The organism is Streptomyces sp. NPDC104226 (genome assembly GCF_055584085.1).
Genome location: NZ_JBVJMS010000001.1, coordinates 1,129,339 through 1,141,849 on the forward strand (window position 1 = coordinate 1,129,339; position 12,511 = coordinate 1,141,849).

At 73.1% G+C, this 12,511-nt stretch carries 13 protein-coding genes and 1 pseudogene; 7 read left to right on the forward strand and 7 right to left on the reverse strand.

Going from position 1 to position 12,511, the window contains the following annotated elements; genetic code table 11:
• Window positions 1-42: 42 nt before the first annotated feature.
• Window positions 43-1,170, reverse strand: a complete 1,128-nt coding sequence (gene cds1 / locus ACZ60J_RS04940) for an L-cysteine desulfhydrase Cds1 (RefSeq protein ID WP_469678985.1) — start codon at window positions 1,168-1,170, stop codon at window positions 43-45.
• A 263-nt stretch (window positions 1,171-1,433) separates the two neighbouring features.
• Here cds1 and ACZ60J_RS04945 point away from each other — a divergent pair, with 263 nt between their 5' ends.
• A complete protein-coding gene (locus tag ACZ60J_RS04945) occupies window positions 1,434-2,072 on the forward strand; it encodes an ATP-binding protein (RefSeq protein ID WP_469678986.1) in 639 nt (212 codons plus the stop codon).
• A 40-nt stretch (window positions 2,073-2,112) separates the two neighbouring features.
• Here the strand turns inward: ACZ60J_RS04945 and ACZ60J_RS04950 are convergent, their stop codons facing one another.
• Both ACZ60J_RS04950 and ACZ60J_RS04955 read right to left on the reverse strand, forming a co-directional pair.
• Window positions 2,113-3,573: an ROK family transcriptional regulator gene (locus tag ACZ60J_RS04950; protein ID WP_469678987.1), complete on the reverse strand. Its 1,461-nt coding sequence runs from the start codon at window positions 3,571-3,573 to the stop codon at window positions 2,113-2,115.
• 49 nt (window positions 3,574-3,622) lie between these two features.
• A pseudogene (locus ACZ60J_RS04955) lies at window positions 3,623-4,288 on the reverse strand (alpha-ketoglutarate-dependent dioxygenase AlkB family protein); the annotation flags it as partial.
• 90 nt (window positions 4,289-4,378) lie between these two features.
• Between ACZ60J_RS04955 and ACZ60J_RS04960 the strand changes: the two are divergent.
• From ACZ60J_RS04960 to ACZ60J_RS04970, 3 genes are all read left to right on the forward strand, one after another.
• Window positions 4,379-5,134, forward strand: a complete 756-nt coding sequence (locus ACZ60J_RS04960) for a maleylpyruvate isomerase family mycothiol-dependent enzyme (protein WP_469678988.1) — start codon at window positions 4,379-4,381, stop codon at window positions 5,132-5,134.
• A gap of 65 nt (window positions 5,135-5,199) precedes the next feature.
• Complete coding sequence (locus ACZ60J_RS04965) at window positions 5,200-5,451, forward strand: DUF6332 family protein (protein ID WP_469678989.1); 252 nt, start codon at window positions 5,200-5,202, stop codon at window positions 5,449-5,451.
• A gap of 66 nt (window positions 5,452-5,517) precedes the next feature.
• Window positions 5,518-5,922, forward strand: a complete 405-nt coding sequence (locus tag ACZ60J_RS04970) for a VOC family protein (protein WP_469678990.1) — start codon at window positions 5,518-5,520, stop codon at window positions 5,920-5,922.
• Here ACZ60J_RS04970 and ACZ60J_RS04975 read toward each other — a convergent pair.
• The gene (locus ACZ60J_RS04975) at window positions 5,908-6,912 is read right to left on the reverse strand and encodes a spherulation-specific family 4 protein (protein WP_469678991.1); all 1,005 of its coding nucleotides are present in this window, start codon (window positions 6,910-6,912) and stop codon (window positions 5,908-5,910) included. The genes ACZ60J_RS04970 and ACZ60J_RS04975 overlap by 15 nt on opposite strands.
• Before the next feature lie 255 nt (window positions 6,913-7,167).
• Window positions 7,168-7,866 carry a TetR/AcrR family transcriptional regulator gene (locus ACZ60J_RS04980; protein ID WP_469678992.1) on the reverse strand — a complete coding sequence of 233 codons (699 nt, stop codon included), beginning with the start codon at window positions 7,864-7,866 and terminating at the stop codon, window positions 7,168-7,170.
• Between the two features lie 148 nt (window positions 7,867-8,014).
• Here ACZ60J_RS04980 and ACZ60J_RS04985 point away from each other — a divergent pair, with 148 nt between their 5' ends.
• Window positions 8,015-8,473 (forward strand): nitroreductase/quinone reductase family protein, encoded by a 459-nt coding sequence (locus ACZ60J_RS04985; RefSeq protein WP_469678993.1) that lies wholly within the window; start codon window positions 8,015-8,017, stop codon window positions 8,471-8,473.
• 124 nt (window positions 8,474-8,597) lie between these two features.
• Here the strand turns inward: ACZ60J_RS04985 and ACZ60J_RS04990 are convergent, their stop codons facing one another.
• A complete protein-coding gene (locus ACZ60J_RS04990) occupies window positions 8,598-9,911 on the reverse strand; it encodes a geranylgeranyl reductase family protein (protein WP_469679112.1) in 1,314 nt (437 codons plus the stop codon).
• A gap of 301 nt (window positions 9,912-10,212) precedes the next feature.
• On the opposite strand from ACZ60J_RS04990, the gene ACZ60J_RS04995 reads away from it, so the two are divergent.
• Window positions 10,213-11,577 carry a M20/M25/M40 family metallo-hydrolase gene (locus tag ACZ60J_RS04995; RefSeq protein ID WP_469678994.1) on the forward strand — a complete coding sequence of 455 codons (1,365 nt, stop codon included), beginning with the start codon at window positions 10,213-10,215 and terminating at the stop codon, window positions 11,575-11,577.
• A 108-nt stretch (window positions 11,578-11,685) separates the two neighbouring features.
• Here the strand turns inward: ACZ60J_RS04995 and ACZ60J_RS05000 are convergent, their stop codons facing one another.
• Complete coding sequence (locus ACZ60J_RS05000) at window positions 11,686-11,811, reverse strand: hypothetical protein (RefSeq protein ID WP_469679121.1); 126 nt, start codon at window positions 11,809-11,811, stop codon at window positions 11,686-11,688.
• Here ACZ60J_RS05000 and ACZ60J_RS05005 point away from each other — a divergent pair.
• On the forward strand, window positions 11,776-12,486 hold the full coding sequence (locus ACZ60J_RS05005; RefSeq protein WP_469679113.1) for an MBL fold metallo-hydrolase: 711 nt from the start codon (window positions 11,776-11,778) through the stop codon (window positions 12,484-12,486). The two genes, ACZ60J_RS05000 and ACZ60J_RS05005, sit on opposite strands and share 36 nt — an antisense overlap.
• Window positions 12,487-12,511: the final 25 nt, after the last annotated feature.

Consider the following 12,511-nt stretch of genomic DNA (forward strand, 5'->3'; position numbering starts at 1 on the left):
CACAGCGTAGTCAGCGGCCCCGGCCCCGGACAGGGAAACGTTTCAGCCGACGGGTTCGCTCCACACGCCGGTCGCGAGCATGGTGTCGAGCGTCCGCGCGTACGGGGTGATGTCGAGGCCCTGCTCCGCCAGCCACGCGTCGGAGTAGTACTTGTCGAGGTAGCGCTCGCCCCCGTCGCAGAACAGGGTCACGACACTGCCCGTGCGGCCCTCCGCCACCATCTCCGAGATGATCTTCAGTGCGCTCCACACCCCGGTACCGGTGGAGCCGCCGGCCTTGCGGCCGATCACCCGCTCCAGCGCACGGCACGCGGCGACGCTCGCGGCGTCCGGGACCCGCATCATCCGGTCGATGGCACCGGGGACGAAGCTCGGCTCCATCCGGGGCCGGCCGATGCCCTCGATGCGCGAGCCGCAATCGCTCGTCGCGTTCGGGTCGCCCTGGGTCCAGCCGTCGAAGAAGCAGGAGTTCTCCGGGTCCGGGACGCAGATGCGGGTGTCGTGCTGCATGTAGTGCACGTAGCGGGCGATCGTCGCGGAGGTGCCGCCGGTGCCGGCCGTGGCCACGATCCAGGTGGGCTCGGGGTAACGCTCCAACCGCAGCTGCTGGTACATCGATTCGGCGATGTTGTTGTTGCCGCGCCAGTCCGTGGCCCGCTCCGCGTACGTGAACTGGTCCATGTAGTGGCCGCCGGTGCGGGCGGCGAGTTCGGCCGACTCCTCGTACATCTTCATCGAGTCGTCCACGAAGTGACATGCGCCGCCGTGGAACTCGATGAGCCGGCACTTCTCGGGGCTCGTCGTGCGCGGCATGACGGCGATGAACGGGACGCCGATCAGCTTGGCGAAGTACGCCTCCGAGACGGCGGTGGAACCGGACGAGGCCTCGATGACGGGGCGGCCGGGGCGGATCCAGCCGTTACAGAGGGCGTAGAGAAACAGGGAGCGGGCGAGGCGGTGCTTGAGGGAGCCCGTCGGGTGGGTGGACTCGTCCTTGAGGTAGAGGTCGATGCCCCAGGCCTCGGGGAGCGGGAAGCGCAGCAGGTGGGTGTCGGCCGAGCGGTTCGCGTCCGCCTGCACCTTGCGGACGGCCTCCTTCAGCCACGCACGGTAGTCCGCGTCGCTGTGGTCGACGTCGATGGTCGTGGCGGTCGTCCCGGTGGTGCTCATGCGCCGTGCTCCTTCGTGTGCCCTGATGGTTCGCAGGTCCTGGTGCCCTGATGTCCCCGAGTCCTCGGCCGGCCCGGCGCCTCTTCGCATCGCTCCGCCCGCTTCGCAATGTACCCCCCTCACCTGCACAAACGGTCACTTTGGGTATCTATGCGAATGCCTTTCGGTCGCGTTCGGTTGCACACCGGCCCACAGTGGGTGACTCTGGGGAGGCGTCACCGAGGGTGCAGCACCCGTAACACTGATGTCGGGGAGTCGCAGCCGTGATCAGTCATTCCCGCAGGCACTGCGTCGTCGAACTGCAGGCCCTGCCCTTGCGGATCGGACAGATCCGCCGAATCGTTTCAGCGCAACTGCGCCACTGGCAGCTCGATCCGCTCGTGGACCGCGCCGCGCTCGGAGTGACGGAGTTGCTCAGCAACGTCCACCGCCATGCGCAGCCGGACAAGACGTGCACCGTCGAGATCGAGCTCCGCCTCGGCCGGCTGACCGTCTCCGTCTACGACAGCGACCCCCGGCTGCCGCTCCTGCGGAACCCCTGGGTCGCCGGGGACCCGGACGGCTTCGCGGCCACCGGGGGCACCCGGCTCGTGGACATCTCCCCGGTCGACGCGCTGGAGACCTCCGGCCGCGGGCTCGCGCTCGTGGAGGCCCTCAGCGAGGCGTGGGGGGCCCGGCAGCAGGACGACTCTCCGGGAAAGGTGGTGTGGTTCTCCCTGCGCGCCGCCCCCGGCCGGGCCGCGGCGGAGCACCGGCCGGTGCTCCTGACCGAGCGGCCGGCGCTCCTGACCGGGAAGAAGACCGTACGGGACCCCGCGCCGGCCCCGTCCGTCGCCGCACCCCCCGAGCCGGTCTCCGCCGGCCTGTCGGTGACCGCCTCGGTCGGCGCCCTGCCCGGGTAGCCTCCGGCCGCCGCGGCCGCCGGCAGGGGGCCGCGCGCGGTCAGGCCGCCGTGCCCAGGGTCCCGAGGGGATCGTCCAGCACCGGCTGCCACGCCAGTTCGGCGGCGCCGACCAGGCTGTTGTGGTCGAGCGTGCACGGCAGGATCGGCACGCCGCCGCTGCGGCCCCACAGGCTGCGGTCCGCGACCACCGCGCGCAGCCGCTCGGGGTCGGCGTAGAGCAGCTCGCGGTGGAGTCCGCCCAGGATGATCCGGTCCGGGTTCAGGATGTTGACCAGGCCGGCGAGGCCCAGACCGAGCCGGTCGATGAGCTCCTCGGTGGCGGCCCGCACCCCCGGGTCCGCCGACTCCTCGCGGAGCAGGTCACGGGCCTGCTGGAGCAGGGACACCTCGGGGCCCGGCGTGCGCCCGGCGGCGGTGAGGAAGGCCAGCGGGTCGGCCTCCACGTCGAGGCAGCCGCGGCTCCCGCAGTGGCAGGCGCGCCCCTCGGGGTTGACCGTGAGGTGGCCGACCTCCAGGGCCAGGCCCGAACTCCCGCTGTGCAGGCGGCCGTCCAGGACGAGCGCCCCGCCGACCCCGCGGTGCCCGGTGGCCACGCACAGCAGGTGCTGCGCGCTGCGGCCGGCGCCGTGCCGGTGCTCGGCGAGCGCGGCGAGGTTCACGTCGTTGCCGGTCAGCGCCGGGCCGTCGATGCCGGCCTCCTTCACGCAGTCGGCGAAGATGGCCCGGACCGGGGAACCTGCGGGCCAGGCCAGGTGCAGCGGGTTCAGCGCCGTGCCCTCCGGCTCCGCGACCGCCGAGGGCACCGCGAGGCCGGCGCCGATGCAGCGACGGCCGGTCTGCGCGAGCAGCGCGGCCCCGGCTTCGACGACCGCGCCGAGGACCTGCGCCGGGTCCGCCGACACCGGGACCCGGCCGGGAGCCGTGGCGACGATCCGGCCGCCGAGCCCGACCAGGGCGGCCCGGAACCCGTCCGAGTGCACCTGCGCGGCCAGCGCCACCGGGCCGTTCTCGTCCACGGAGAGCCGGTGCGAGGGGCGGCCCTGGGTTCCGCCGGCCCCGCCGGGGCGGGAGTCCACGCGGATCAGGCCGAGTGCCTCCAGCTCGGCGGCGACGGCTCCGGCGGTGGCGCGGGTGACACCGAGCTCGGCCGTCAGGACAGCCCTGGTCGGGGCCCGGCCGGTGTGGACCAGCTCCAGCGCCGGCCCGAGCGCGCCACGGCCCCGCTCCAGCTTGGTCCGAGCGGATCCGGCTGCCGGGGAGGCGGGGGCCGAAGCGGGGGCTGACGCGGAAGCGGGGGCTGACGCGGAAGCCGGGGCCGAGGCGGGGGCCGGCGTCGAAGCCGGGGTCGAGGTGCTGTCCGAGCCCTCGGCCGTACCGGCCGCTTCGACCCCGCCCGTCCCTTCCACTCCGTCCGTCTTATCCGTCCCGTCCGTCCCGTCCGTCCCAGCGGACACCGTGGTCACATCCCCCACCCGCCGCGGGGCCCCGTTGCCGTTCATGACAGCGATCCTCGCATGATCGGAGGGTCACGGACGCCGTCTGCCGGCCGAGCCCGCCGACCCGGAGCGTGATGTTCAGCCGCCCGGTCAGCCCGAGGCCCGGAGGAGCGGTGCCGGGCAGGACTTTCGGCACCCCGTGAAAGGCCCGTCGGACGGGCCCGCCGAAGACGAACAGATCCCCGCTGCGCAGCTCAACGTCCCGATACGGACGCCCGCGCGAGGCGGTGTTGCCGAAGCGGAAGAGGCAGGAATCACCCAGGCTCAGCGAGACCACCGGGGCTTCCGAGCGCTCCTCGGCGTCCCGGTGCATGCCCATGCGGGAGTCGCCCTCGTAGAAGTTGACCAAGGCGATGTCGTACGCGACGTCCGGATCCGGAGCCTGCCCGTACGCGGCGGCCACGGCACCGCGTCCCAGCCGTGCGAGCCAGTCGGGCATCGCCTTGACCGGCGCGCCGTCCCCGTCGACGGCCCGGGGCGCGTATCCGTACGGGTACCAGTGCAGCCCCAGGCACACCTGCCGGGCGCTCATCGTCCCCCCGCCCGGCGTGCGCACCGTACGCAGCCCGGCGGGCGGCCGGGCCCATTCCCGGCAGGCCTCCACCAACTCCCGCTGCCGCCCGGGCGCCAGCCAGTCGGGCACGTGCACGGCCCCGGGCACGATCTCGGCCCGCTCGCGCGGGAAGAGCTCGCCGTCCGCGTGCTCCACCGGCTCCATCTCCGCCTCCACCACGATCTCCGTCACAACCTCCCTGACCTCCATCATCCTTCGTTGTACGTCCCCGCGGGCGGCTGCGAGACTCCCGGCATGGAGATCTCCAGCTATGTGAAGACCGTGGCCCGTGAGGGCGAGCAGCTCGCCGACATCGCCGAACGGGCCGGTACGGACGCCCTGGTGCCCACCTGTCCGCAGTGGCGGGTCGCCGATCTGCTGCGCCACACGGGCTCCGTGCACCGCTGGGCCACCGGGTACGTGGCGCAGGGGCTGACCGAGCGGGCGCCGTTCCCGGAGGCGCCGGAGCTGGCGGGCGCGGAACTGCTGGCCTGGTTCCGCGAGGGCCACGCGACGCTGGTGCATGCTCTTTCCGGAGCACCGGCCGACCTGCACTGCTGGACCTTCCTGCCGACCGCGCCGCCTTCGCCGCAGGCCTTCTGGGCGCGGCGCCAGGCGCACGAGACCACCGTGCACCGGATGGACGCGGAGGCCGCGCTGGGCGTGCCCTTCGGGGAGGTGGACCCCGGCTTCGCGGAGGACGGGGTGGACGAGCTGCTGACCGGGTTCCACGCGCGGCCGCAGAGCCGGGTCCGGACGGCGGAGCCGCGGGTGATGCGGGTACGGGCCTCCGACACCGGCGCGGTGTGGACCGTACACCTGTCCCGGGAGCCTGCGCGCACGGTGCGCGGGGACGCCTACGGCACGGACGGCGCGGAGGCGGACTGCACGCTGACGGGCGAGGCTTCCTGGCTCTACTCGGCCCTGTGGAACCGGAAGCCCCTCACCGGACCGGGCGTGACGGGCGACGCGGAACTGGCCCGGCTCTGGGTGGACACGGCCGGAATCTGACCCCCGGGTCCAGGAACGCCGGGGCGGCCTTGTCGGGACGCGGCCCGGGCGGCGAGACTGCGCCCATGGGACGACGGAGTCAGGCCGACAGGGACGCGATCACGATCGAGATCGCGTACGCCTTCTTCAGCGGCTCCTTCGCGGCCGGACTGGTCTTCGCGGCGCTGTACGCCCCCGCCCTGGCCTTCGATCTCTCCCCCACGACCGGCCGGATCCTGGCGACGGTGGGCGGCGCCCTGGCCGCGACGGTGTTCCTCCTCCGGATCACCCACGTCCTGTGGCGCTTCGCCCGCCGCCCGGAGAACGACGGCCGCTAGGCCGTCTCTTGCTCTTGCGCAGGCTTTCGCATCCTGCCGGGAGCGGCCGCTTCTAGACTCGGCCCCATGGATTCCCCTGCCGTACCGACCGGCCCGCCGACGGAGAGCGTCGCCGCCGCCGGCGGTGAAGGCCGGGCGTCCACCGCCCGGGTCTCGCTCCTGGTGCTGTACACGCCGCGGTTGGAGGACTGCCGCCGGTTCTACGCGGGCCTCGGCCTGGCGTTCACCGCCGAACGCCACGGCCGCGGGCCGGACCACTACGCGGCCGTCCTGGCCGACGGCATGGTCCTCGAGCTCTATCCCGCCGGTGACGACCGCCTCACGGGCGTCCTGCGGCTGGGGCTGGCCGTGGACGCGTCCGCGGCGCGTCCGCCGCTCGCCCCGGGGCGCCACCGGCTCGTGGACCCCGACGGCCGGACCGTCGAGATCACCGCCGCCGGGCCGGCGGAGCGCGGCTCAGCCCAGGGTTGAGGCGTACGAGGTCTGGGCGCGGTACTTCCAACCGGGCTGGGCGTCCCAGGGGTTCGGCATCTGCGCGCTCGTGGCGTAGGCGTAGCCCGCGCCGCGTTCGAAGGCCGTGCGGAGCGTCGCGCGCATCGCGGAGGCGTCCGGGACGTCGTGTACGAGGTGCCAGAACGCGGTGCCGCTCGGGTCGAGTTCGGCGCCGGAGCGGTATCCGGTGAGAGCGTTGAAGACGTTGCCGCCGAGCCAGCCGGCGCCCGCGTGGGCCGCGTACGTGTCCTCGAAGGTGACGAAGACGTCGGCGGTGCGGTGGCCGGGCTCCAGGTAGCAGTCGGCAATGGCCGTACCGGGGTTGTTGACGACCAGGTCCGGCGTGCCGGGGGCCAGGGCCTCCATGGTGTCCTGGACGTAGCGGCGGAGCTCCTCGTAGTGGTCGCGGGTGGCGTTGTCCGGGCCGCAGTCGCGGCTGACCACGTCGAAGAAGATGCCGTCCACGTGGAGGCGGCCGCCACCCCCGTCGGCAGGCTTCAGGTAGTTGTCCACGGAGGCCTTCACCGCGGCGATGTCCCGGTTGCCGTGGTCGGTGTGGACGTAGCCGAGCACCTTGGTCTTCTCGCCGGTGGCGGTGGTGCCGGTGCGCAGGACGTCGGCGCGGGCCTGCCAGGGGGCGTCGAACGGGGAGTCGCCGTTGCCCGGATTGAGGACCACGACCGAGGCGGCCGGGCTGGTGGCGGTGAGATCGGCGAGCATCGGGTCGTTCGCCCAGACGTAGGCCGGAACGGCTATCTCGAGGCCCCGTACGCCTGCTGCCCGGGGGGTCGGTCTCACCGCGGGGGTCGGGGCCGGGGCGAGAGCCGGTGCGCGGTCCCGGGACTGGGCCTTGGACCGGGCCTGGGCGCGGCTCGGCTCCGAGCTCGCCGACGCGGTGACGGCCGGCGCCGGCGCGGCCAGTAAGAGGGTGGCCAGGACGGCGTAGACGGCCTTCGCGGCGCGGGTCATGACGGCTCCTCGGGGCGGCGGGGCTACGGGGCCACGGCAGGACGGCGCCGGGGCGATGGCCGGGCGCCGGGAACGGCAACCGGGACAGGACCAGACCCGACCCCGGCCCGAGGAACACTAGACGGGCCGCCGGGCGCAACAGGGCCGAATCCCCTGCTTCCGTACGAGGAACAGACAAGCGAACTATCCCCGGCCCCCCGCCGGGCCCGACCCTGCACGGCCTGGCATGGGCCCTGCACGACCTCCGCACGGCCCCTATACGGCGGGTAGCCCGACCCCGTGCGCCAGCTGTCCGGCGGCGTGCGCGAAGAAGGCGTCGCGGTCCTCGACGACCCGGTTGAACTGGCCGAACAGCTCGAAGGAGATCAGCCCGACGAGCTGCGCCCAGGCGGCGACCAAGGCCGCCGCGGCCTCGGGGGGCAGTCCTTCGGCGAAGTCCGCGGCCATGCGCGCGGCCTCGGGGCGCAGCTCGGCGGGGAGCGGCGGGAGGGCGATGCCACGGCCCTCGTAGGCGGCGCGCACGATGCCGATGAGGGCGTTGCCCACGCGGGAGGCGGGGCCGACGGTGTCGAGCGGGGCGGTGTAGCCGGGGACGGGCGAGCCGTAGATGAGGGCGTACTCGTGCGGGTGCTCCAGCGCCCAGGCGCGGACGGACGCGCAGACCTCGGTCCAGCGGGCGCGGGGGGTGCCGCCCGCGGCGAGCGAGCGGGAATCGGCGGCCTCGGCGGCGGCGCCGACGCTGTTGTAGGCGTCGACGATGAGAGCGGTGAGGAGCTCGTCGCGGCTGGGGAAGTAGCGGTAGAGGGCGGAGGAGACCATGCCCAGCTCGCGGGCGACGGCGCGCAGCGAGAGCTTGGCGGCGCCCTCCGCGGCGAGTGCGCGGCGCGCCTCGTCCTTGATGGCGGCGGTGACTTCGATGCGGGCTCGTTCCCTCGCCCCTCGCACGGTGCTCATGGGGGTCAGTCTGCCACGCGACCGGAGCACTGCCCACTAACAAGAGCATCGCTCCGTTCAGAGAGCACTGCTCTTGTTTTGGATCGGCGATCCGTGCACACTGTTCTCAAGCGAGAGCAGTGCTCTCCCAAACGCCTCGGAGGCCACCATGAACGCGCCCGCGCCGTACTACGTCCAGGCCGGCCCGCTCGGGATCCGCTTCAACGCCCTCATCGGCAAGCTCGCCCGCCTGGGCATGAGCCTGGCCGGAACGGCAGAGCTGTCGGTGCGCGGCCGCACCTCCGGCACGATGCAGCGGATCCCGGTGAACCCGTACCACCAGGACGGCGCCCAGTACCTGGTCTCCGCCCGCGGTCACTCCCAGTGGGTCCGCAACATGCGCGCCGCGGGCGGCGGCGAGCTCCGCCTGGGCCGCTCGGTGCAGACCTTCACCGTCACCGAGATCACCGATCCCGCCGAGCAGGCCGTCGTGCTGCGCGGCTACCTCAAGAAGTGGGGCTGGGAGGTCAACCGCTTCTTCAACGGGATCACCGCAAAGTCCTCGGAGCCCGAACTCCGGGCCGCAGCCCCCGACCACCCGGTCTTCCGCATCACCCTCACCCCCTGACCGCCCGCCCACCGGCCCACCGGCCCAGACACCCCGGCACCCCGACGCCCCGCCCCCGAAAAACGCGGCGGCGGCCTCACCGGCATACCGGCAAGACCGCCACAGCCCGGGAACAGCCCCGGGATCAGCCCTTGACCCCTCCCTGGGCTCCGCCCTGCTCCTCGGAGCCGGACCCGGAAGCAGAGCCGGACCCGGAGCCGGAGACAGACCCGGACTCCGCCCCGGCCGCACCGCCGCCCCCGCCCGGCCCCGCACCCCGGCTCCGCGCCTGTCGCGCGTCCAGCACGTGCAGCGCCTTGCGCGCCAGCGGGTACGTACGCACCATCTCGGCCAGCGTCAGCGACCCCCGCGCGATCCGCGCGAAGGCCAGCCAGGCCGGCCGGAAGCCGGTGATCGCCGCGTGCAGCAGGCCCGGCTTGGCCTCGAAGAGTTCCAGCATCCGCTTGCCGACGCCCATCTCCACACCCAGCCCCGCCTTGACGGCGAAGGCGTAGTTGAGGGCCTGGCGGCGCGCGTCCACGGCGTCCTGCGCCTCGGAGATCTTCACGGCCCACTCCCCGGCGAGCCGCCCCGAGCGCAGCGCGAAGGAGATGCCCTCACGGGTCCACGGTTCCAGAAGTCCGGCCGCGTCACCCGCGACCAGGACCCGCCCGCGCGAAAGCGGCGAATCCGGCTTCCGGCAGCGGGTCAAGTGTCCGGAGGAGACCGCCGGTTCGAAGCCGGACAGGCCCAGCCGGGCGATGAAGTCGTCCAGGTACCGCTTGGTCGCGGCGCCTTCGCCCTTCGCCGAGATGACGCCGACGGTGAGGGTGTCGTCCTTGGGGAAGACCCAGCCGTAGCTGCCGGGCAGCGGCCCCCAGTCGATGAGGACCCGGCCCTTCCAGTCCGCGGCGACCGTCTCCGGGACGGGGATCTCCGCTTCCAGGCCGAGGTCGACCTGGTCCATCTCGACGCCGACGTGCGCGCCGATCCGGCTCGCGCTGCCGTCCGCGCCGACCACGGCCCGGGCCAGCACGGTCTCGCCGTCGGCGAGGACCACCGCGACGGTGCGCCGGTCGGGCACGGACGCCCCGTGCTGCTCCACCCGCGCGACGGCCGTGCCCGTACGGACCGTGGCGCCGGCCTTCTCCGCCTCGGCGACCAGGGCCGCGTCGAACTCGGGCCGGTTGATCAGCCCGAACAACATCTGCTTGGAGCGCCTGGTCCGGGGATACTTCCCGTCCAGGGAAAAGGTGACCGCGTAGACGCGGTCCTTGAAGGGGAGCACGAAACCGGGCGGCAGCGCATCGCGCGAGGGGCCGATGATGCCTCCGCCACAGGTCTTGTACCGGGGCAGTTCCGCCTTCTCCAACAGCAGAACGCGCCGTCCGGCCGCGGCCGCCGCGTGCGCGGCCGAGGATCCGGCCGGCCCGGCCCCGACCACGACCACGTCCCACACCTCGCCGGTCTCCCCGGCCGTCTGCGCGTCCGCCCCCTGAGCGGTCTGTCCTGCCGCCGCGTCGCGTACGTCGCCGCTGTCGCTCTCGTCGCTGCTCACGATGTGCTGCTGCTCCTGATCATGCGGTTCATGCCGTTGCTCCGATGCCGGGGAAATCCTACGGCGCGAGATCGACTGCCCCGTTGTGCGAGGATCGGAAGAGTCTTTTGCCGTAGCCCGCATACGCACACCCCGCGCATGCGGGAGGCGTATACGTAACCCGTACACGTACACCAACGTCGCACCCAAGAGGAGCGTGCCCATGCCGTCTCATCCGATCGCCGAGACCGTCGCCTCGCTGATGCCCCGCGCCAAGCAGGAGCTGTCCGAGCTGGTGGCTTTCCAGTCGGTGGCGGACTGGGCACAGTTCCCGCAGAGCGAGAGCCAGGCCGCCGCGAAGTGGGTGGCCGACGCGCTGCGCACCGAGGGCTTCCAGGACGTGGCGCTGCTCGACACCCCCGACGGAACCCAGTCGGTGTACGGGTTCCTGCCCGGCCCGGCGGACGCGCCGACCGTCCTGCTGTACGCGCACTACGACGTGCAGCCCCCGCTGGACGACGCGGCCTGGATCTCCCCCGCCTTCGAGCTGACCGAGCGGAACGGCCGCTGGTACGGCCGCGGTACCGCCGACTGCAAGGGCGGGTTCATCCTGCACCTGCTCGCGCTGCGCGCCCTGAAGGCCAACGGCGGCGTCCCGGTGAACGTGAAGGTGATCGTCGAGGGCTCGGAGGAGCAGGGCACCGGCGGTCTGCAGCAGTACGCGACGGCCCACCCCGAACTGCTGGCCGCCGACGCCGTCGTGATCGGTGACGCGGGCAACTTCCGTACGGGCCTGCCGACGGTCACCGCGACCCTGCGCGGCATGTGCCTGCTGAAGGTCAAGATCGACACCCTGGGCGGCAACCTGCACTCCGGCATGTTCGGCGGGGCCGCCCCCGACGCGATGGCCGCCCTGATCCAGCTGCTGGCCTCGCTGCGGGCGCCGGACGGTTCGACCACGGTGGACGGGCTGGCCTCGGACGCGGTGTGGGAGGGGCTCCAGTACCCGGAGGCCGACTTCCGTTCCGACGCGAAGGTGCTCGACGGGGTCGAGCTGATCGGCGAGGGCACGATCGCGGACCGGCTGTGGTCCCGGCCGGCCGTCACCGTGCTGGCCATCGACTCCCCGCCGCTGGTCGGTGCCACCCCCTCGGTGCACGCGAGCGCGGGCGCGCTGGTGAGCCTGCGGGTGCCGCCGGGCGTGGACACGGCGGAGGCGATCAAGCTGCTGGAGGCCCACCTGGTGGCGCACACCCCGTGGAAGGCGCGCCTGGAGGTCGAAGTCGTCGGCCAGGGGCAGCCGTTCCAGGCGGACACGGCCAGTCCGGCGTACGCCTCGATGGCGCAGGCCATGAAGGCGGCCTACCCGGGCCAGGAGATGCAGATCAGCGGCATGGGCGGCTCCATCCCCCTGTGCAACACGCTGACCGAGCTGTACCCGGACGCGGAGATGCTGCTCATCGGCCTGAGCGAGCCGGAGGCGCAGATCCACGCGGTGAACGAGAGCGTCTCCCCGGAGGAGCTGGAGCGCCTGTCGGTCACGGAGGCGCTGTTCCTCCTCAACTACGCGGAGTCCAAGCGCGCCTGACGGTGTAGCGGGCGGTTCCCCGAACGTTCGGCTGCGGGCGAACCACGCTACCGGCGCAACTTCCGCCGGCGGCGCGGTTCGCCCCCGTACGTTCGGGTGATGGATCTCTCAGAAGCCGTTGAGGCCGTTGAGGCCGTTGAGGCCGTTGAGGCCGTTGAGGCCGTTGAGGCCGTTGAGGCCGTTGAGGCCGTTGAAGGCATTGAAGTCGTTGAAGTCCTTCCCGACCGCCTCCACATGCTCCGCTTCCCCATCGGCCAGGCCTACCTCTGGCGCGACGGTGAGGCCCTGACCCTGATCGACGCGGGCCACGCCGGTTCGGCGGACGCGATCGAAGGGGCGATACGTTCCCTCGGGCTGCTGCCGGAGCGGCTGGAGCGGATCGTCCTGACCCACTGCCACCGCGATCACGTCGGAGCGGCGGGCGAACTCGCCGCGCGCCGGGGCGCGGAGGTACTGGCCCACGCGCTCGACGCGCCGGTGATCCGCGGCGAGCAGCCGGTCCCGGAGCCCGTGCTCCTGGACTGGGAACTCCCGCTGTACGCCCACGGCCTGACGGTTGCCGAGGCCCCGCCGACCCGGGTGGACCGGGAGGTGAAGGACGGCGAGGTACTCCCCTTCGGCGACGGCGCGGTCGTCGTCCACGCTCCGGGTCACACCCCGGGCAGCATCGGCGTCCATCTCCCGCGGCACGGCGTGCTGTTCACGGGCGACTGCGTCGCCGGTGTCGGTCAGGTGATGCTCGGCGTCTTCAACGTGGACCGCGCCCTGGCCGTCGAGTCGATGCTCCGCCTCGCCGCACTGGCCCCCTCGGTGGCCTGCTTCGGCCACGGCGACCCGGTGACCTCGGACACCGCGGCCGCCCTGCAGGCGGCCGCGACCGCGTCCGCCGGAGGAAGTCCCGCTGCCTGAACCCGACCGCTGCGCCGCGCGGGGG

Coding starts and splice junctions, on each gene's coding strand:
- ACZ60J_RS04970 (WP_469678990.1), top strand. CDS start 5,518: ATGGATTCCCCTGCCGTACCGACCGGCCCGCCGACGGAGAGCGTCGCC.
- ACZ60J_RS04995 (WP_469678994.1), top strand. CDS start 10,213: ATGCCGTCTCATCCGATCGCCGAGACCGTCGCCTCGCTGATGCCCCGC.
- ACZ60J_RS04985 (WP_469678993.1), top strand. CDS start 8,015: ATGAACGCGCCCGCGCCGTACTACGTCCAGGCCGGCCCGCTCGGGATC.
- ACZ60J_RS04965 (WP_469678989.1), top strand. CDS start 5,200: ATGGGACGACGGAGTCAGGCCGACAGGGACGCGATCACGATCGAGATC.
- ACZ60J_RS04960 (WP_469678988.1), top strand. CDS start 4,379: ATGGAGATCTCCAGCTATGTGAAGACCGTGGCCCGTGAGGGCGAGCAG.
- ACZ60J_RS04950 (WP_469678987.1), bottom strand. CDS start 3,573: ATGAACGGCAACGGGGCCCCGCGGCGGGTGGGGGATGTGACCACGGTG.
- cds1 (WP_469678985.1), bottom strand. CDS start 1,170: ATGAGCACCACCGGGACGACCGCCACGACCATCGACGTCGACCACAGC.
- ACZ60J_RS04980 (WP_469678992.1), bottom strand. CDS start 7,866: ATGAGCACCGTGCGAGGGGCGAGGGAACGAGCCCGCATCGAAGTCACC.
- ACZ60J_RS04975 (WP_469678991.1), bottom strand. CDS start 6,912: ATGACCCGCGCCGCGAAGGCCGTCTACGCCGTCCTGGCCACCCTCTTA.